This window comes from Thermonema sp., from assembly GCF_026003375.1.
Classification (GTDB): domain Bacteria; phylum Bacteroidota; class Bacteroidia; order Cytophagales; family Thermonemataceae; genus Thermonema; species Thermonema rossianum.
Genome location: NZ_BPHD01000003.1, coordinates 549,050 through 568,501 on the forward strand (window position 1 = coordinate 549,050; position 19,452 = coordinate 568,501).

20 protein-coding genes are annotated in these 19,452 nt (G+C 47.7%); 11 read left to right on the top strand and 9 right to left on the bottom strand.

All coding sequences use genetic code 11. The features are described from left to right. Nucleotides 1-22: 22 nt before the first annotated feature. Entirely contained in the window at nucleotides 23-790 is a 768-nt protein-coding gene (locus tag QVE43_RS12085; protein WP_288007501.1) for an SDR family NAD(P)-dependent oxidoreductase, read from the top strand. Here the strand turns inward: QVE43_RS12085 and QVE43_RS12090 are convergent. Then, nucleotides 787-1,407: a hypothetical protein gene (locus QVE43_RS12090; protein ID WP_288007503.1), complete on the bottom strand. Its 621-nt coding sequence runs from the start codon at nucleotides 1,405-1,407 to the stop codon at nucleotides 787-789. The genes QVE43_RS12085 and QVE43_RS12090 overlap by 4 nt on opposite strands. A gap of 128 nt (nucleotides 1,408-1,535) precedes the next feature. Between QVE43_RS12090 and QVE43_RS12095 the strand changes: the two genes are divergently transcribed. Together QVE43_RS12095 and QVE43_RS12100 are read left to right on the top strand one after the other, a co-directional pair. After that, nucleotides 1,536-2,288 carry a PPK2 family polyphosphate kinase gene (locus tag QVE43_RS12095; protein ID WP_288007505.1) on the top strand — a complete coding sequence of 251 codons (753 nt, stop codon included), beginning with the start codon at nucleotides 1,536-1,538 and terminating at the stop codon, nucleotides 2,286-2,288. 103 nt (nucleotides 2,289-2,391) lie between these two features. Then, nucleotides 2,392-2,880: an acyl-CoA thioesterase gene (locus QVE43_RS12100; RefSeq protein WP_288007507.1), complete on the top strand. Its 489-nt coding sequence runs from the start codon at nucleotides 2,392-2,394 to the stop codon at nucleotides 2,878-2,880. 13 nt (nucleotides 2,881-2,893) lie between these two features. On the opposite strand, the gene QVE43_RS12105 is transcribed toward QVE43_RS12100, so the two are convergent. Further along, nucleotides 2,894-3,553, bottom strand: coding sequence for a histidine phosphatase family protein (locus tag QVE43_RS12105; RefSeq protein ID WP_288007513.1), 660 nt, complete (start codon nucleotides 3,551-3,553; stop codon nucleotides 2,894-2,896). Between the two features lie 50 nt (nucleotides 3,554-3,603). Here QVE43_RS12105 and QVE43_RS12110 point away from each other — a divergent pair, with 50 nt between their 5' ends. The 5 genes from QVE43_RS12110 (at nucleotide 3,604) to QVE43_RS12130 (ending at nucleotide 9,325) form a co-directional block, all read left to right on the top strand. Then, nucleotides 3,604-4,032, top strand: a complete 429-nt coding sequence (locus QVE43_RS12110; RefSeq protein WP_038030489.1) for a PaaI family thioesterase — start codon at nucleotides 3,604-3,606, stop codon at nucleotides 4,030-4,032. A 71-nt stretch (nucleotides 4,033-4,103) separates the two neighbouring features. Further along, a complete protein-coding gene (locus QVE43_RS12115) occupies nucleotides 4,104-5,324 on the top strand; it encodes a chorismate-binding protein (protein ID WP_288007515.1) in 1,221 nt (406 codons plus the stop codon). 486 nt (nucleotides 5,325-5,810) lie between these two features. Continuing rightward, nucleotides 5,811-7,958 carry an AAA family ATPase gene (locus QVE43_RS12120; protein WP_288007517.1) on the top strand — a complete coding sequence of 716 codons (2,148 nt, stop codon included), beginning with the start codon at nucleotides 5,811-5,813 and terminating at the stop codon, nucleotides 7,956-7,958. Nucleotides 7,959-8,109: 151 nt separating this feature from the next. Beyond that, on the top strand, nucleotides 8,110-8,634 hold the full coding sequence (locus QVE43_RS12125) for a hypothetical protein (protein WP_157630078.1): 525 nt from the start codon (nucleotides 8,110-8,112) through the stop codon (nucleotides 8,632-8,634). A gap of 139 nt (nucleotides 8,635-8,773) precedes the next feature. Continuing rightward, a complete protein-coding gene (locus QVE43_RS12130; protein WP_288007519.1) occupies nucleotides 8,774-9,325 on the top strand; it encodes a hypothetical protein in 552 nt (183 codons plus the stop codon). A gap of 169 nt (nucleotides 9,326-9,494) precedes the next feature. Here QVE43_RS12130 and QVE43_RS12135 read toward each other — a convergent pair whose 3' ends face one another. The 4 genes from QVE43_RS12135 to sdaAB all read right to left on the bottom strand — a co-directional run bounded on the left by QVE43_RS12135 (nucleotide 9,495) and on the right by sdaAB (nucleotide 14,014). Further along, nucleotides 9,495-9,707, bottom strand: a complete 213-nt coding sequence (locus tag QVE43_RS12135; RefSeq protein WP_288007521.1) for a hypothetical protein — start codon at nucleotides 9,705-9,707, stop codon at nucleotides 9,495-9,497. Nucleotides 9,708-10,284: 577 nt separating this feature from the next. Beyond that, nucleotides 10,285-11,718 (bottom strand): efflux RND transporter periplasmic adaptor subunit, encoded by a 1,434-nt coding sequence (locus QVE43_RS12140; protein ID WP_288007523.1) that lies wholly within the window; start codon nucleotides 11,716-11,718, stop codon nucleotides 10,285-10,287. 52 nt (nucleotides 11,719-11,770) lie between these two features. After that, entirely contained in the window at nucleotides 11,771-13,219 is a 1,449-nt protein-coding gene (locus QVE43_RS12145; RefSeq protein WP_288007525.1) for a TolC family protein, read from the bottom strand. A gap of 117 nt (nucleotides 13,220-13,336) precedes the next feature. Further along, nucleotides 13,337-14,014 (bottom strand): L-serine ammonia-lyase, iron-sulfur-dependent subunit beta, encoded by a 678-nt coding sequence (sdaAB, locus tag QVE43_RS12150; protein WP_038030469.1) that lies wholly within the window; start codon nucleotides 14,012-14,014, stop codon nucleotides 13,337-13,339. 48 nt (nucleotides 14,015-14,062) lie between these two features. On the opposite strand from sdaAB, the gene QVE43_RS12155 reads away from it, so the two are divergent. The 3 genes from QVE43_RS12155 (at nucleotide 14,063) to QVE43_RS12165 (ending at nucleotide 16,958) form a co-directional block, all read left to right on the top strand. After that, the gene (locus tag QVE43_RS12155; protein ID WP_288007527.1) at nucleotides 14,063-14,929 is read left to right on the top strand and encodes an aminotransferase class IV; all 867 of its coding nucleotides are present in this window, start codon (nucleotides 14,063-14,065) and stop codon (nucleotides 14,927-14,929) included. 92 nt (nucleotides 14,930-15,021) lie between these two features. Beyond that, nucleotides 15,022-16,272, top strand: coding sequence for a phospho-N-acetylmuramoyl-pentapeptide-transferase (gene mraY, locus QVE43_RS12160; RefSeq protein ID WP_038030467.1), 1,251 nt, complete (start codon nucleotides 15,022-15,024; stop codon nucleotides 16,270-16,272). 59 nt (nucleotides 16,273-16,331) lie between these two features. Then, complete coding sequence (locus QVE43_RS12165) at nucleotides 16,332-16,958, top strand: porin family protein (RefSeq protein ID WP_288007533.1); 627 nt, start codon at nucleotides 16,332-16,334, stop codon at nucleotides 16,956-16,958. Between the two features lie 550 nt (nucleotides 16,959-17,508). On the opposite strand, the gene QVE43_RS12170 is transcribed toward QVE43_RS12165, so the two are convergent. The 3 genes from QVE43_RS12170 to QVE43_RS12180 form a co-directional block, all read right to left on the bottom strand. After that, nucleotides 17,509-18,372 (bottom strand): toxin-antitoxin system YwqK family antitoxin, encoded by an 864-nt coding sequence (locus tag QVE43_RS12170; protein ID WP_288007535.1) that lies wholly within the window; start codon nucleotides 18,370-18,372, stop codon nucleotides 17,509-17,511. Between the two features lie 72 nt (nucleotides 18,373-18,444). Continuing rightward, entirely contained in the window at nucleotides 18,445-18,885 is a 441-nt protein-coding gene (locus QVE43_RS12175; RefSeq protein ID WP_288007537.1) for a YbjN domain-containing protein, read from the bottom strand. Between the two features lie 77 nt (nucleotides 18,886-18,962). After that, nucleotides 18,963-19,400 carry a YbjN domain-containing protein gene (locus tag QVE43_RS12180; protein ID WP_038030462.1) on the bottom strand — a complete coding sequence of 146 codons (438 nt, stop codon included), beginning with the start codon at nucleotides 19,398-19,400 and terminating at the stop codon, nucleotides 18,963-18,965. Nucleotides 19,401-19,452 lie beyond the last annotated feature (52 nt).

Here is a 19,452-nt window from a genome sequence, read left to right on the forward strand (position 1 = left end):
CCTTTCAAACCATCTTACTATTATGAGCACACAACCACAAACCGCTTTGATTACCGGCGCCACTTCGGGCATTGGCTTGGCTACCGCCCGCTTGATGGCAGCCCATGGCGTGCGCCTTATTTTATGCGGACGCCGCCGGGAACGCCTCGACGCCCTGAAAGAAGAACTAAGCCCCCGCACCGAAGTGCTTACCTTACGCTTCGATGTGCGCGAGCGCGAAGCCGTGACTCAAGCCCTGAGCCGGCTGCCCGAAGCATGGCAGGCCATCGATGTGCTAATAAACAATGCAGGCAATGCCCATGGCTTGGCACCCATTCAGGAAGGCAACCCGGACGACTGGGACGCCATGATTGATGGAAATGTGAAGGGGCTGCTGTATGTAACCAAAGCGGTGTTGCCTTATATGCTTGAGCGCAAGCAGGGGCACATCGTGAACATAGGCTCTATTGCAGGCAAAGAAGTATATCCGGCAGGCAATGTGTATTGTGCTTCGAAGTTTGCGGTAGATGCCCTTTCCAAAGCCATGCGCATAGACCTCTACAAGGAAGGTATCCGTGTGTCGGAAGTCAACCCCGGTTTGGTAGAAACCGAATTCTCTCTGGTGCGCTTCAAAGGGGACGCCGGGCGCGCCAAAAAAGTGTATGAAGGCTACCGCCCTCTGCGCCCCGAAGATATTGCCGATTTGATATGGTTCATTGTCACGCGGCCTGCCCATGTGAACATAGCCGAAGTGCTGGTGCTTCCGGCTGACCAGGCTACCTCTACTTTGGTGAATCGCCGCGACACTTAGTCGTTCGATACTTGGTCCAGCACACGCATATACAACTCTTTGCTGAAGCTCAGCCCCAGGCGCGAAAGCATGGTGTACAGGTGTTCTTCCTCTATGTGGTCGCTGCCTATGTTTTTCAATAAGATGATAAGCAAGGTTTCGGTGATGGTTTCCGCCAGGGGCTTGAGTTCGGGCACATAGTGGCGCACCAGCGGATCGAGCTGCAATATGGCTTTGAGGGCATCGGTGAAAGCAGCTTGCCACTCACCGGCGTGAGCTGCCAAATAGCGCAGTTCTTTGAAAAGAACTTCCGGAACACGGCGGTCATCAAGCAGGTCGTCGGGCACGGGCAGCTCTTCGAACAGGGCTTTCAGCTCGGGCGTGAACTGCTCATTGAAAAAGAAAGCCACGCTTTGAGCGGCATATTGCATGATTTGCTTTTCCACTTCATCGACCTGTTCGTCCCATGAAATGGCAAAGGCAATGGGGCTGGCAATCACCAACTCGAAGAGTTGCTCGGCATTCAGCGACAGACGACGCTCATTGGTATAGTGGCGCAGAGCATAGCGGGCCTGTGTAATGCTTTCTTTCAGGCTGCGCAAATGTTTTTCTCTTTCGGCATCAGAAGGTTGAGTCATAGAGCGATAGTGAGTTGTTGCAACATTCAAGTTAAGCAAAAGAACAGAAATGACCGTGTTTTGTCAACTGCATTTTTGGCTGAAAAGGTACAAATCAGTATTTTATTTTTCCCAACAAAAACACAAGCATGACCATAGACCTGAAACAAGCCCCCACGGCGCCCCCCGCTTCTTTGCAAAAAGAAGAAATCAAAGAAAAGACCAAAGCGCTGAAAAAACGATTGGCAGAGCTGCAAAAAGTGTTGTATGCGCAGCAACGCTTCAGCCTGCTGGTCATTTTTCAGGGGCTGGATGCAGCCGGTAAAGATGGCGCCATTCGAAAGGTGTTTTCCGGCTTGAACCCCTTGGGTGTGCATGTGAAAGCGTTCAAGGTGCCTACCGAAGAAGAAAGGGCTCATGATTTTTTGTGGCGTGTGCATCCGCATGTGCCTGCCAAGGGCATGATTCACATCTTCAATCGTTCGCATTACGAGGACGTACTGGTGCCGGTTGTGGAAGGCTTGATAGACGAAGCCCGCACCCGCCGCCGCTATGAGTTTATCAACTGCTTTGAAGCCCTGCTCGAAGAAGAAAACGAAACCCGCCTGCTGAAATTCTTTTTGCATGTGTCGCCTGCCGAGCAGCGCCGCCGCCTCATAGAGCGCCGCACCAACCCCGAAAAGTTTTGGAAGCACAACGACAGCGATTGGGAAGTGGCTGAAAAAAGGGATAAATATTACCGTGCCTATGAACAAATATTCAAACACTGCAGCCGGGTGCCTTGGCATTTGGTGCCTGCCGACAAAAACTGGTATAAAGCTTACGTGGTGTTGTCGAAAGTGGTAGAAACACTCGAAGCCCTGCCGCTACGCTACCCACCTTTGGACACAAGCAATACATAAAACAGGGGGCGCATACCATGGCAGCAGTCACCCTTTGCTTTGTGGCAAAAGGAAGCGGCAACCTACGTTTTGAAACAAACGCTAAAAACTCAAACCCTATACTATGGAAACAAACCACAGCATTCTGCTGCGTTTTTTGGCAGAGCCGCAAGATGTGAACTTCGGCGGAAAAGTGCACGGCGGTGCCGTTATGAAGTGGATAGACCAGGCCGGCTATGCCTGTGCCGTCAATTGGTCGCGCCACTACTGCGTGACGGTGTACGTGGGGGGCATCCGCTTCATGAAGCCCATTCATATTGGCGACTTGGTGGAAATTCAAGCCCAAGTCATTTACACCGGCCGCACCAGCATGCACATAGCCGTTGACGTGTGGGCGCAAAACCTGCGCAAAGGCTATCATCACAAAACCACCCACTGCATCATCGTTTTTGTGGCGGTAGATGAAGAAGGCCGGCGTGTGGAAGTGCCCCGCTGGGAACCCCAAACCGAAGAGCAAAAAGCCTACGAACAGTATGCCCTCAAGCTCATGGAACGCCGCAAAAGCATCGAAGAAGTGATGTTGCCTTTCTGGAATAAAGAGCAAGAGTACTGAACGGGCACCTTGCTTACTGCTGCTGCTCTTCACCGGCAAGAAAATAGCCTTCCAAACGAAACATGTTGCCCGTAAACAGCAGCTTGTAGGCAGCCATGTTGTGGTGCTCAAACACATCCATATAAGAGAGCGGATAGCGCAACAGCTGCGTGAGCAAGATGCGCATGGCGCGCCCGTGCATGCATATGAGCACCCGTTTCTCTTGACCACCACGCAGGCGGGCAATGAGCTGCTCGATGAAAGGGCGCTGCCGTGCAGCTACCTGTTCGGGGCTCTCGCCCCCTTCGATGGCAAGATGTGTTTCGCCCCGTTGCCATGCCGACACCACCTGCAAATATTCGCGGTGCTGTGCCGGATCGAAGGGCTTGCCTTCGTGTATGCCCCAACTGATTTCGTTCAGTGCCTCATGGCTTTCATAAGGCAATTGTGCCTGTATGAATGCTTCCATCGATTCATAGGTGCGGCGCAGGCGCGAAATATAGAGCTTGTCGAAAGGATAGTCGCGAAAACGCTCATAGAAAAGCCGGGCTTGCCGCCGTCCTTCTTCGTTGAGCGGGGCATCTACGCCGCTGCCCTGCACTATGCGCCGCTTGTTGTAGTCTGTTTGTCCGTGGCGCACCAAATACACCACTGCCGGCTCGGGCAGCGGCTCGTGAGTCTGTAGGTTTGTCATTTACTTTGCGAAACCGTATTTTTAAGCACAAAGATAAAACGAATTGAGCGATGAGCGTGAAATTGAACCAACAAGCTACCTTAGATGCCCTGCATGCCCGCAACAAAGGCACCATGTCGGATTTTTTGGGCATAGAGTTCACCGAAATAGGCGAAAACTACCTTTGTGGTAAAATGCCCGTGACCGAACGCAGCATACAACCCCTCGGCATCTTGCATGGGGGCGCCAATGTCGTATTTGCCGAAACGCTGGGCAGCGTAGCTGCCAACTTCGCCGTAGATCGCGAAAAATACTACTGCGTGGGGCTGGAAGTGAATGCCAACCACCTGCGCCCGGTGCCCAAAGGGCAGTGGATTTACGGGCGTGCCGAAGCCATTCATCTGGGGCGCACCACCCAAGTGTGGGAAATACGCATCACCAACGAAGAAGGCAAGCTTACCTGCATCAGCCGTCTGACCATGGCAGTGAAAGAGCGCTAAGACCTTCGCCCCAAAAAACCTTTTGCCGGCACAACGCTTTTTTCTTTTACCATCGCTGACTTTATCCGCCCATGATACATACCGTCGATGTCGATACCCCCACACAGGCGGCCTGGCTCGAAGCCGCCTTTTACGCTGCCTATCACCACCAAGTGCCGGTGGTGTTGTGGCGTTTGCCTTACCGCACCGAGCAGCACTGCCTGATAGACCTGAGCGGCGGCAGCCACGGCGCGCCCCCTTCGGTGCTCGATGCCCGCCCCTCTTTTGTCGTAAGCCCCTTTGTGAACACCCCCGGACTGCGTCAATCGCTCTGTTTGCGGGCTTCCTGCCACTTTTCTACCCACATGACCACCGCCGCGATTGAAGCCCGCCTGGGCGCATTGCCCGCTGCCCTCACCGGCAGCATCTATGCCTACCTGGAAGGCAAGCACCGCAGGCAAATGGGGCAGCTGTCCGCCTGGCCCGACGAGCCGCCACAAGAAAAAGAGCGTTTCGAAGCTTTGGTGCGCCGTGCCGTGCGTGCCATCGGCAGGGGGCAACTGCAAAAGGTGGTGCTTTCGCGCCGCAAAGCCCTGCCCATGCCACAGCTGCCCCCGCTGAGCGACTGGTTTTTGCGCCTGGCCGCGCGCTATCCTCATGCCATGGTTACTTTGTTGTATGTGCCCGCCTATGGTTGTTGGTTGGGCGCCACGCCCGAAATCCTGGCATCGCAAGATGCAAACGGCATTTTTCGCACCATGGCACTTGCCGGCACGCAGCCCTACGACCCTGCCGTGCCTTTGCAGGAAGTAGCCTGGCGGCAAAAAGAAATAGAAGAGCAGGCACTGGTAAGCCGCTATATCATCAACTGCTTTAAGCAAATACGCCTGCGCGAATTCGAAGAGCAGGGACCGCGCACCGTGCGGGCTGCCAATCTCATTCATCTGCGCACCGACTTTGCAGTAGATACCCGGGCAGTAGCCTATCCCAACCTTTTCGATGTCATGCTGCCGCTGTTGCACCCTACCTCGGCAGTTTGCGGCATGCCCAAAGAAGCAGCCATGACTTTCCTGCAAAAGCATGAAGGCTATGACCGCCGCCTCTACAGCGGCTTTTGGGGACCCATGGGCATAGAAGGCGAAAGCGCTTTGTTCGTAAACCTGCGATGCATGCAATACGACAGGCACAAGCTCTACTTTTATGCCGGCTGCGGCATCACGGCCGATTCCGAGCCGGAAAAAGAATGGAACGAAACCTGTTATAAAATGCAAACCCTTTGGCAAGGGCTGCAGGACCCCGGCGGACCAAAGTGAGTTTTTTAAAAAAAGATTTGCATCTTTTAAAACAATTAAAACTTCTGAAATTAAACTCTAACGGCAAACAAAAGAAATCCTCCCGCCAACAAAGGCTATGCAAATATGCCGGCTGACAAATAGTTTCGGAGTGTGTGCAAGCAACTACCTTTGTAGCGGCTTGACAGTTTTGTGCTTCAACCCCCGCCCAAACTTAAAAATATAAGTTGTTGAGCGAATTGCAATTTTCAAATCAAAATAATTTTGTTATGCTCTATGAAATTTCACTTAAAACTTCCTGAAATTTGTAGGAACGAATGGAATATGGGCATAACACTTAATTTTCATAAGTTTCGTAAAATCTTCCAATATATTCTGTTTCCCGTTATGTTGCATAATGTTGGAATTCTTATGTAGTTTTCCCGTCATAAAGATGCGAAAAAAGAATATATTGCGTATATTGAGTGTTAGCGGCAATTTAAAATAACAAAAATCAAAGGAATAAATATGAAAGCAAAACTAATAAAATTTAGAGTTCAAAATTTTAGATCAATTGTTGACTCTGATTGGATTTTATCAAATGATAATACTTGTTTGATAGGTACAAATGAATCCGGAAAAACTAACTTACTATTAGCTTTATGGAAATTAAAACCTGCAAATGATGAACCAATTATTCCATTAATTGATTACCCTAGAAAAAAATATGTTGATTACAAAGAAACAAAAGGAAATGAAATTTTTATTTCAGCCGAATTTGAACTTGAAGATAAAGAAGCGGAAAATTTATCAACTTTAAGCGGTTGGCATAAAGAATTATGTAAAACTGTCTTAATTCAAAGAAGATATAATGGAGATTATATAATCCAATTATCGAAAAATAAAATCAATGAATTTCCTAGCAATGAATTGATAAAATTTCTTGAAATTATAAAAGAAAAAATAAATAATTCTGACATATTGAAAAACGAAGATGAAGTCAACAAAAAAGATTTAATTGATAATATAAATAGAGTTATTTCAGATTTACAACCCGACACGGAATTGGATAAAGAATCCATTGAAAATGCCTTATCTAAAATTGAAGATAACTTAACAAGTAAATACAGTAGGAAAAAGAATATAAATAGTTTTTTTGAAAATAATTATTTTTCAGAAAAAACGAAATTATTAAGTGCTTTTAGTGAACAAGGAATCGAGTTAAACAAAAATGCAAAAGAATTTATTTTAAAAACAATACCAACATTTGTTTATTACTCTGATTATGGTAACCTTGATACTGAAATATATTTACCTCACGTTATTGAAAATATGGGACGTGATGATTTAGGAGAAAAAGAACGTGCAAAAGTGAGAAGTCTAAAAGTTTTATTTGATTTTGTAAAATTGTCACCAGAAGAAATATTAGAACTTGGAAAAGAAGCACTACCAAGAAAAGTAATCACTATTCAAAAAGATCAATATAATCGTGAAATAAATAGGAATGAAGATATTGAACACCCTGAGTATGAAGATATAAATGAAGTTAGTGAGCATAAGAAAGAACGTGAAATTTTACTTCAATCTGCCTCAACAAAATTAACACAAGATTTTAAGAATTGGTGGAAACAAGGAAATTATAAATTTAGATTTCAAGCAGATGGTAACCATTTTAGAATTTGGGTTAGTGATGAAAAACGAAGTGAAGAAATTGAATTGGAAGGTAGAAGTCGTGGGCTTCAATGGTTTTTTAGTTTCTTTTTGGTTTTTCTTGTAGAAAGTAAAGATGCTCACTCAAATTGCATTCTATTATTGGATGAACCCGGTATTTCTTTACATCCTGTTGCACAAATGGATCTTATTAGATTCTTTAGTTCGCTTTCAAAAGACAATCAAATTATTTATACAACTCATTCACCGTTTTTAGTTGATGCAAATAATTTAGGAAATGTTTATGCTATGTTTATTGGAGAGAATGGAGAATCTATTGTTTCACCCGATTTAAGAGCAAATATTGAAATATCAAGCAAATCAGTTTATCCAGTTCACGCTGCAATAGGATTAACAGTTTCGGAAACACTTCTTTTAGGAAGTGATCCTATTTTAGTAGAAGGAGTATCAGACCAAATATATTTACAGTTGATAAAAAGATATATTTTAAGTATTGGTAAATACAAAAATAAAAGGGAATTGGTTTTTGTTCCGACAGGTGGTGTAAAAGGGATGTCACCTGTTATTAAAATTCTATTGGGTAGAGATAATAATTTACCATTTGTTATTTTAGATGCTGATACCCCAGGTATAAAGAAAAAACAGCAATTAGAAAACGGTTTATATAAAGAAGAAAAGAATAAGATTCTAACAATGCGAGATTTTTTAGGAGAAGGTGATTGGGAAATTGAAGACTTAATGCCAAATGAAGAATTGGCAAGGACTTTTGCAAAAAAATATCGTAGAGTAAATAGTGAAGATGAATTTGATTACATATATGATAAGAGTATACCAATAGTTCCACAAATGGAAAAATTTGCAAATGAAAATGGTTACACTCTTGAAAAAGGTTGGAAAGTCGAATTGGCTAAGGATTTTCAGAAAAGTTTTGACAGAATAGTTGATAGAACACCAGAGGACTTAAAAGAAAAATGGATAAAACTAATTCAGACGATAACAGAATAAAAAGCCGCTAACAATGTATAAGCGTAATGCGGGATAACAAAATTGAAGCTATTTGCTTATACATGATATTAGTTTCGGTGGACAGCGAATAGCCTCCAAACCCGCACTGCGCTTATACGAAACCGTTGTGTGGCATTAAGATATGAATAACTTGAAATACATATTGGCATTTTTATTGACGTCTTCTCTATTGTTTGCCTGTGATCGGCAGGCTAACAAAAACTCTGAAAAAGCTGGAGAGAATGAAGAAGTAGTGAAATCTAAGAACGTTACTGAAACTATTTCAACAGACATTGATAAACTCGGAAAATTACTTGACTTTTCGACCTACAAACCTATTTCTGTGAAATTCAAGTACACTTATATTGACAATTTAGGGCAAAACAAGCGAATTTCAGTATCTGGACCATCTGACTATTCTCTTGAAGCACTTTTGTACTTTGACACAGTTACAATGGAGAAATTCTATGAGTTTGACAGAAATACAGAGTATGACGCACCAAATTTTAAGAAAGAGGAATTCAATTTTGATTGGCTTCCAAACGATATACGAGAAGAATTATTGAATAGCAACCCTAATTACCATGGACATCCTGACTTCTTTTTTGGAACAGGCGACAATGGTAAATCTTGGTATTTAGAGAACAAAATATTGATTAGAAAACATACGAATTAAAATAAAACGCCACACAACAAAGCATATAGCTTATGGTGGGTGAACGGCTGCCAGCAAGATTTTTCGCTTCGTAGCCAGCTTTGGTTTCGTTGGACAGGAAAACGCTTCTAAACCGTCACAAGCCTATGCAAACCGTTGTGTGCCATTCTACATTGACAAAGAAAACGAATGGCAAAATGCAGACATTCGTGTTATGATTTTTGGACAGGAAACTAATGATTGGGGAGATTTTAATACAGACATAGATCTTACAGACGGAGCATCAATTCACAAACACATAAAACCAATTCTTGATTATGACGACAAGTTTTACAACGGTGGAGAATGTTGGAGTTACGGTGGACAATTTTGGAATGGGTTCAGCAAGTTCAGGACAATGTTTGAAGAAAAATTTTCGAACAAAAAAATTAAATACATCTGGAATAACATTGTCAAAATAGGAAAGTCCGGTGAAAAAGGTTTTCCACCCGGCTACATTATTTATGAAACTGAAAGAAAACATTTTTCAGTTATAAAAGACGAGTTACAAATTATCAAACCAAATGTTGTTCTCTTTTTGACGGGACCAAATTATGATGGCGTAGTTACTGACAATTTTAGACAACTTAAATACACAGCACTTTCGCCGTTTTCAGCCAGAGAGTTATCAAAAGTTCGACTAAGCGAAACCGCGCAGCGCATCTACCATTAAAAGAAGGATTGCGATGGTTCGAGATTTGGAAGATTGGTTTAAATTTGCTATATTCGAGACCATGCGCTGCGATGCGGGCGCCCTGTTTTGGCAGGGTACCCGCGTCGCAAGACGCTCCGCCCCGGGTGGCAGTGCTACGGCACATAAGACCACCCCGACGGGGCATTTTTTATTTTAACAGCTTGCGCAGTTTTTCGAGTATCTTTTCCCTGCTGCCTTTAAGGGCGGGGGAAACAGTGCCTTCCCCCATGAAAGGCAATACTTTTTTGTTTCCGGAATCCCGCAGGATACCTTCGGTAAGCTTGCCTATGCCACATATGCATCTATCCTCAAAAGGAGGGCTGCGGCGCATATAGGGCAGCAGGGCATGTTGCGTGTGCAAAAGCGTTTATGGCACGGTGCCGGTAAATTTTTTTGCAATTTTCGGGACAATTGAAAATAGTGTTGTGTCATTACTTCATAAGTCAAAAATATTTGACAGAGGGAAGGATAAACAGTCAGGCGTGGGAGGTCTCAACAGCCACAGGCCACCGGGCTGCCTTTTTTTCTTCCTTTTGTCTTGGCGCCTCTGTTGCCGGTTGGCTTCTCTAAACGGAAGTGATTTCATGCATTTTGAAGGCTTTGGGCACACTCAAACCAAGCGTCAGGCAGCTAAAAAAGATTTCCCGCATGTGCTCGAAATGACAAAAAAAGAAGGTGCCTGAAAGGGCAGGCGGAAGGACAAAAAGAAAAACCGTTTTGCCATGCAGGCAGCTAAAAGCTGAAAGGGGCATAGAAAGGAAGGGCACGGGCAGCCCGTGCGCTCTTTGGGTTTGATTTAGCCGCTTCGGCGCGCAATGCTTCTTGTCGCTTGTCTTGCAAAGAAGGACAGGCGGCATGTTCCTGAAAGTCCTGTAAGCAGGCCGAAACAAAAAAAGACGCCCATGCCGGACGTCTTGCTTGCGTGTGGTGTGAGTGCGCTATTTGTCTTCGCTTTGCTCTTTGCCGGACTTGCTTTTTTTGCCTTTTTCTTCACCTTTCAGCTGCACTTCCTTGCCGTCGGTCAGCTGTTTGGAGATGGCAATAAAGGGAGCTACCACAATTTGCTCGCCTTCTTTCAGGCCTTTGGTGATTTCTATGTTGTCGAAGTCGCTGATGCCGGTTTCTACCACACGGGCTTCTACTTTTCCGTCTTTATAGACAAAGACCACGGTCAGCGGTTCTTCTTCGGCCTGTGCATTGGATTTTTCTTGCGCACTGTCTGCTTGTTTTTTACCTTCGTCTTGGGTTTTGCTGCCGGACTGTTTCAGCTCGGAGGGCAAACGGGTGGTGACGGCGGCAATGGGCACTGCCAAAATGTTTTCCTTCCGGTTGGTGGTGATTTCTACCGAAGCGGTCATGCCCGGACGCAAGGGATAGCGCTTGCCGCTATGGCGGCGCAGCATCTCTATGGAGCGGGGCAAAATGCGGATGCGCACTTCGAATTCAGTAACGGCATCGGCAGTGGCCGTTTGGTTGGCTGTGTTGGCAATGGCAGTAACCACGCCCAAGATGGGCTCTTCCACATCCATGAAGGCGTCAATCTCGACGGTGGCCGTATCGCCTACCGACACTTTTACAATGTCGTTTTCGTTCACATCGACACGCACTTCCATGTTGTTGAGGTCGGCAATGCGCAGCAGCTCGGTGCCTGCCATTTGAGCGGTTCCCACGACGCGCTCGCCCAATTCTACGTTGAGCAGGGAAACGATGCCGCTGGTGGGGGCGTAAATGGTGGTGCGCCGCAGGTTGTCTTGTGCTTCTTTGAGCGTGGCGCGGGCACTTGCCACGGCATATTCGGCGGCTTTGGTGCTGCTTTTGGCTGCTTCATACTCTTCTTTGGCTACTTCGTAGTCGGTTTTCGACTGCTGGTACTCAAGGTCCGAAATGACTTTTTCGGCATAAAGCTTTTCGTTGCGTTCGAAGTTGGCTTTGGCAATCATATAGCGGGCATTGGCTTGCGATTCACGGGCGCGTGCCTGCATGAGCTGCGCTTGCTGCTGCTGCAGGGCGGCACGGGCGCGGTCCACGGCGGCTTGCAGCAGGTCGGGGCGCAGGCGCACCAACAGTTGCCCTTTCACTACCGAATCGCCTTCCTGCACGGTGAGCTCTATGATTTCGCCCGACACTTCGGGGCTTACCTTCACTTCGGCTTCGGGTTGTATTTTGCCGGAGGCTGCCACTTTCTCTACGATGGTGGCACGCTGCACTTTGGCTGTTTCTACTTCAAGCAGCGGCTTTTTGCCTATCCAGCCGGCTTTTTGAGCCACAATAAGCAGCACAATGAACACGATGCCGGCCACGATGAAGTGCCATGCTTTCCAACGGCGGCTTTTTTTAGTTTTGTTTTCTTTCATAACCGTATGCTGTTCCATGATGAATAAAGTTCTGTTTTCTTGGATGAAAAGGGATGCGTGAAATACTTTTTTACTGTCCGTTTGGGTTGTTGCCTTGGGTGAGATAGTCGAGCACTTTAATGCGGAACAAGTATTCGTATTTGGCACGGATGAGGTCGGCTTGTGCCCGGGCAAGATTGAGTTTTGCCAGGTTGTAATCGACGAAGGAAGTGCCGCCCAGCTCAAAGCGTTTTTCGGCATTGCGGAAGGTGCGTTCGAGGGCTTCTACCTGTTTGAGGCGTGCATTGTAGGTGATTTCGGCACTCAACAGGTTGTTGTATGCCTGCTCTATGCTTTGGCGCAGTTGGTTGCGTGTTTCTTGCATTTGTATTTGCGCCGTGCGCTCTTGTATTTTGCTTTGCTGTATGCTGTTGCGGGTGGTGCCTGCGCTGTAGATGGGTATGTTCAGGTTGATGGATACGAAAGAGCTGAGGTTATAATCCATCTGATTCCAAAAACGGTTATCTACGATTTTGCCGTTGGGCACGGTCTGTTGGGCAACAACCACCTGCGAAGGGTCGCTTTGCAAATAACCGATGGGCACTTCTACGGTGCGGGTGGTGCCGTCGGGCTCAAAAATCTGCTCGGGTGCCGAGCTGGTGTAAAACGAGCTCAAGCCGGCATTGAGAGAGAGGGTGGGCAGGCGTCTGCCTTGGGCTATTTCGCGGCTGATGCGGGCACTTTGGGCGCGCAACTCGGCGCTTTTGAGGCTGTATTGATGCCGGGCAGCCATTTGGTACAGGCTTTCAACAGACTGCCCGCTGTAAGGATTGGTGATGGTTTCTATTTGCACATCTGCCACGTCGAAGGCAGTATCCAAAGGAATGTTCATGATTTGCTGCAGGTTGAGCTTGGCAAGGCGCAATTGGTTTTCGGCAGCTATTATGTTGATGTCGTCGTTTGCCAGTTGGGCTTCGAGGTCGAGCACCTGATTTTCGGCTGCCGCCCCGGCTGCATACTGCGCCTGCACACGCTTAAGCTGGGCTTCGGTAGAGGCGCGCTGTGCTTGGGCTACTTTCAGCTGCTCTTTTGCCATGACCACCTGCAGGTAAGCATTGGCTACGTCGATGGCTACCTGTTGCTTTTGCTGTTCCACATCGTATTGCGCAGCCTGATAATCGATGCGGTTCTTGCGTATGTTGTTGCTTTGCTGAAAGCCATTGAAGAGGGTCATGCCGGCATTGATGCCTACGCTTGTGGAGTTGATGGTGGTTTGAATGAACTGGTTGGTGAAAGGGTCGATGGAGCGCCCCGTGCGAAAAGTTTCGGTGGCACTGCCGTTGATGGTGGGCAAGAGGTTCTCTTTCGATTGACGGAAGTTACTTTGGGCAGCTTCCACCTGCAGGCTACTGCGTTGTATGCTGAGGCTGTTTTGTACGGCGGTTTCTACACACTGTTCCAGCGTGTATGTTTGCTGGGCGTGGCTTGCCGTGCCTGCAAGAATAAAAAGCAAAAGGAAAAGTCCCGTGATTCGCTTCATGCTGTATCGGTTTTTTGTTGAAATAACTCTTACAAGTTACTTTTTAGTATGCTATGGGCAAAAAGATTTGCATTTTTGCTCTCTTAATCGAACAGCGAATCGACGGGAAAGAGCTGCTTACAGGTCAATGTCGGGAATGTAGATGACTTCTTTTATCCACGGAATGCTTTTCATGTATTCGAGGGTGATGGGGCGGATGCCCGAATCCATTTCATAGCAATGGCAAGCCAGTTCGTTCTTTGCCTTGCGCGATACGGATAAAGTGGCAATGTTGCAATCGTCGTGGGCAAGGATGTCGGCAAGGAAAGCAATGGCCCCTTTGGTGTCTTGCGCCATCACGATGAGGGTATGCAGTGAGGCAGAAAAGTTGGCACGAAAACCATTGTAAGAAGCAATATTGATGAGGCCGCCGCCCCGGCTTTCGCCCACTACTTCTATGCTGCGTTCGCCCCGGCGAAGCTCCAGCTTGACGGTATTGGGGTGCAGGGTAGAGGCATTGCCCACCGCCCGGAAGCGGTACTTCAAGCCTTGTTGCTTGGCGTACTCAAACGACTCTTTGATGCGCTTGTCGTCGGTTTTAAAGTCGAGCAAGCCGGCAATGATGGCGCGGTCGCTGCCGTGCCCTTCGTAGGTGCGTGCAAAAGAGTTGAAAAAGGTGATGGTGGCTTCTTCGGGTATGCCGCCCAATAAACGGACGGCCACTCTTCCGATGCGCACCACTCCGGCGGTATGTGAGCTGGAGGGTCCAATCATAACGGGTCCAATCATATCGAAGATGCTGCTGCCTTCAGACATAATCTTGTAGTTTTGTTGTGGGTAAAGGTACACAATATTTCAAAGAAAATGTGGTATTATTTCGATAACCAATGGGTGAAAAATCCATGTATTGCCCCGCAAGACCGTGCTTTTCAATATGGTGACGGCATTTTCGAGACCATTATTTTGCGTGGGGGGCGGGCATTGTTTGCCGCAGACCACTACGCGCGCCTGCAAGCCGGTGCCGGAGCTTTGGGTTTGGATTTGCCTGCTTATTTGCCGGCGAAAGCGTCCGGTTTTGCGGCTTGGCTGGCGGAAAGGGGAGCAGAGTGGCAGCGCCTGTCGGGGGTGGCAGCGCCCTGCTTACGCTTGAAAATCATGCTGTGGCGGCGCGAAGGGGGGCTTTATGGAGCCACGCATGCCGATGCCCACTGTATGCTTGGCGTCAGGGTACAGGAGCGCCTTCATGACGGGGAGGCAATACGCGTGACGCTTTATGATGCCTACCGCCTGCATGCCCATCCGTTGGCGGGGGTAAAGCGTCTGGCAGCCTTGCCCTATGTGTTGGCAGCACGCCATGCCCAGCAAACAGGCTTCGACGACGCCCTGCTGCTGGACGTGGAGGGGCATGTGGCCGAAGCCACTTCGTCGAATTTATTTTGGGCAGTGGGTGATGTGTTCTATACGCCTGCCTTGCATACGGGCTGCGTGGCGGGCATCATGCGCCTGCAATGGCTGCGCTATTTGCACGCGCAAGGCATTGAATGCCGCCAAGTACGGTTGCAGCCTGCGCAGCTCATGGCTCAGGCCGAAGGCTGTTGGCTGGTGAATGTAACCGGGGTGCGCAGCATACAGGAAATTGAAGGATATAAAATATCGCAAGACTCTGAAAAACAGTCTTTTGTAAGAGCTATGCAAAAGGCTATTTGGCAAAAAAACACCGAAAGCCGCTGACTTCTTTGTTTGATTTCCATAAGCGCTTTAACTTGTGCCTTTGGTGAGTGCTCATTTTTCAATGAAGAAAGAAAAACAAGTCGAAAATTATTATGCTGTACTATCTGTTTACTTACTTAGACCAAGAATTTGATCTGATAGGTGCCGGTGTTTTTCGTTACATATCGTTTCGTGGCAGCATGGCGGCCGTTTTTTCATTGCTCATTGCCACCATCTTGGGCAAAAGAATCATTCTATTTTTAAGAAAACAGCAGATTGGCGAAAAGGTGCGCGAGCTGGGCTTGGCAGGGCAAAGCGAAAAGCAAGGCACGCCTACCATGGGTGGCATCATCATTTTGTTGTCTATTTTTATTCCCGTGCTGTTGTTTGCCGACCTGTCGAATATCTATGTGATATTGTTGCTCATTACGTCGGGGGGATTGGGTATCATTGGTTTCGTAGATGATTACTTGAAGCTGAAAAAAAGCAAAGAGGGCTTGTCGGGCAAGTTGAAAATAGTGGGGCAAGTGATTATAGGCGTGGTAGTAGGCACTACGCTCTTTTTTCACGAAGAGGTGGTTTTGCAGGAGAACATACCTGTCGAGCACTCGGAACAGATGGCAGCACTGCCGGCTGTGACGGGCAAGCGGCTGGTTGTGCGTGAGGGCAGCGCTTATTGGGCTGTTACATACAAAAGCACCAAGACCAATGTGCCTTTCATGAAGAATAACGAGTTCGATTATGAAATGCTCAATGTCTTCGGTGTAGATTGGCTTACGCCGCTGATTTATATTTTGGTGGTTACGTTTATCATTACGGCCGTATCGAACGGTGCCAACATTACCGACGGCATCGATGGTTTGGCTGCCGGCTCATCGGCTATTATAGGCACCACGCTGGCCATCTTTGCTTATATTTCGGGCAACGTCATCTTTTCCGACTATTTGAACGTGTTGTATATCCCGCATTTGGGCGAAGCAGCCATTTTCTGTACCGCTTTTACCGGGGCTTGCATCGGCTTTTTGTGGTACAATGCCTATCCGGCACAGGTGTTCATGGGCGATACGGGCAGCCTTTCGCTGGGGGGCACCATTGCGGTGCTGGCTCTGTGTGTGCGCAAAGAGCTTTTGTTGCCTTTGCTGTGCGGCATCTTTGTAGTTGAAAACCTGTCGGTGATGTTGCAAGTAGGGTATTTCAAATACACCAAACGCAAATACGGCGAGGGGCGGCGTATTTTTAAAATGGCGCCCTTGCACCATCACTATCAAAAGTTGGGCTACCATGAAGCCAAGATTGTAACACGCTTTTGGATAGTAGGTATCTTGCTGGCAATCTTGACTTTGGTTACGCTGAAACTGCGTTAGGCAAACTTTGGTCTATTTTTTGCGTATCCTCTCAATGTTCACCAAAAAGAAAACTCGCTATGAAAAAATGGATGATGATGGCAGTGATTGCCCTTTTTGCTCACTCGGCTTGGGCGCAGTCTTATAGCTTTGGTATTCGCACCGGTATCAATGCCAATAAGCTGGTACCAAGCAGCGACGACCTGAAAAACGATGGGTATAAATATGGTTTTGTGGGCGGCGCTTTCTTGCGTTTGGGCATTGGCGACTGGTTTGTGCAACCGGAATTATTGATTTCGCAGAAGGGTGCCAACATGAAAGGCAGTGGCAACTTCTCGAATATCGAAACCGTGAAGCGCAATATCAACAGCTTGGATGTGCCCATTTTGCTGGGGCGCCGTTTCTTGGGTGGCGTGATGCGCATCAATGCCGGTCCGGTCTTGAGCTTCCCTTATTCTGCAAAAGAAGAGGTGACCGACAGCAACGGACAAACCACCACCACCGATTATGAAGTGAAAAATTCGACCATCGGCTATCAGGCGGGGGTGGGTTTCGACTTCGGCAAGTTCACTATTGATGCCCGCTATGAAGGTAGCCTGAGTAAGTTGGGAAAAGACAGCTATCAGGTATTTAACCGCACTTTCGAAGCCGATGACCGTGTGAGCACTTTTCAATTTACCATAGGGTTCAAGATTATTGGCGAGTAACTGTCCATAGCTACTGCACGTTTCAGCCCGGTGAAAGCCGGGCTTTTTTTATTGCGCTGCTCTAAATGAAAGCGACATATATTGTTTCGAACGCCATGGAAGCCAATCCTGTCTTTTCGAATGCAGTATAGCGAGATACCTCGTCAAACCAAGTAACAAGAGGGGAAAGAGATTTCTCGCTTGCGCCCGAAATGACAAGGGCGGAGTTCAAAAAGAGAAAAGAAAGCCTAAAAGGATAAGAGGTATAAGGTAGGCAAAGAGGGCGAAAGAATGAGATAATTGCTCATACACAAAGAAAAAACTTCTTTGCCCTTTTGCAACAGAGCACAGTGAAGTATGTCATTTCGAACGGAGCGAAGCGTAGTGAGAAATCTCAATCTCATCAAGCCATGCTACAAAAAGCAAAAAGAGATTTCTCGCTTGCGCCCGAAATGAAGGGATGGAGCGAATGGTAGGAAGGAAAGCCCAAAAGGACAAGCGAAAAGAGACGCACAGAAAGAAGGGAGTGCGCAGAGAGTAGCCATTGGCCATGCTCGTGCAAGAGAAGCCCTTAATTTTGCAGGCGGGCTTCTTCTCGGTCTTCTTTCAAGGGGTGGTAGTCGTCCAGCTCTACTTCATGGGGTTGATAGCGTGTTTCTTTGCCGCGTTCATCCCATTGGCGCAAGATGTAGGGCTTTTCGTTGGTATCCGGCTTGCGGGGGTAGTGTATTTCCCGTTTGCGCTGCCCGTTGGGGTAGTATTCCATCCATACGCCCACGCGCTGCCCCGCTTCATATTGCCCTTTGATGGCAATGCGCCCATTGGGGTAAAAGAAATAGTAGTTGCCTTCCAGCTTGCCGTGCTTGATGGGGATGACTTCCTTCAGCTTGTTTTGCTTTTCATCGTAGTAAGTGCGTTTCGACTCTTTGAGCCAGCCGCGGAAATACTTGGTTTTGTCGATGAGCACCCAGTCGCGGTCAAGGGCATCGCGCCCATAGCGCACCCAGCGCCCATGCTTTGCCCCGTAGTAGTAGAAACCTTCTTCCATGACCCGGTCTTTGTAGAGCTTGCGATAAGGTCCATGTAGCAACTTGGCTTCGCCACGTTTGATGGAACCATATTCAGTATGATATAGTTTGCGCCTTTTTTCCCAATACCAGCCAATCTCTTCCACTTTATTGTAGGGCTCGTGCCATTCGGGCAGGTAGTGAAAAATCTCTACGGTGCCGTTGTCATGCTTGATGAAGGTCTTTTTGGTTTTGACACCATAATAAACTCGGCGCTTTTTTATTTTTCGCCCCTTGTCTTTCTTTTCCTTCTTTTGTGACAGTTCTACCGAAAGGTCGGGGATGCTGTCGGTTTCCAGGATGGAAGGCGTTTGTGCATGGAGTTCAAAGCCTATGAGGCATGCAAGCAGAAAATAAATACTACGCATAAGAAATGCCGCTACTTTTTTGTCTTCTAAACAAGAAAAGTAGCAAAAAAAGTGCAAAAAGCCAAGGCTGCTTTAGCGGTCGTCGGGGGGGAAGGCCGCCATGAGTTGATCATCGAGGGTGTCGGCCCACCATTCGAGGTCGGCAATGCAGGTCACCAGCTCGTCGTAGTCCAGCCCTTGTATGTCGCGTTCATAGGTGGCATATACCTGATCGCTGTTGGGCATGACGGTGAGTTTTACGCCCAGGCGCGAGTCGTTGAGTTCCAACAGATGGCGGTAAAACTCTTTTTCGCGGTAATTGGGCACTTTGGCAATGGGCGAGAAAAGGCGCAGAAAGTAGCGGGTATCGCCATTGCTGAGCGGCACGCCCTGCACAAACACCTCGATGCGGGCAGAACCACGCACCCAGAACCACGCTTGTTTTTCGGGGTTGAATGCCTTGCCGGGGTCCAAGCCTACCGACGCCACAAATTGGCGAATCATATCGTGTACTCTTTGCACTTCGGGCTTCATGGGTTTGCTATTGGGTTGTTGTATAGAAAAAACAGGCGGGCAGCCGGGCGGGCAAAACGGCCGCCCCCTGTGTTGGCTTAACGGTCAGAAGAAAAGGTGATTTGCAACTGATCGTCCAGCTTGTCTGCCCACCAGCCTAAGTCGAGCATACAGGTAGCCAGTTCTTCGTCATCGAGCCCTTGTATGTCGCGCTCGTAGGTGGCATATACCTGATTGCTGTTGGGCATCAGCGTGAGTTTTACGCCCAGCGACTGATCGTTGAGCTCGAGCAGGTGCTTATACACTTCGCATTCGCGCCCGGCCGGTATTTTCATAATGGGGGAGAAAATACGCAAGAAGTAGCGCATTTCGCCATTGCTGAGCGGAATGCCCTGCACAAACACCTCGATGCGGGCAGAACCACGTTGAAAATACCAAGCCTTTTTCTCCGGGTCGAAGGCTTTTTTGGGATCGACACCTACCGATTGGGCAAATTTTTCAATCATGCCATGCACTTTCTGTACTTCGGGAGTCATGAGAATAAAAGTGTTTAGGGTTGAACCATATGATGGAAGCTACTAAATCACG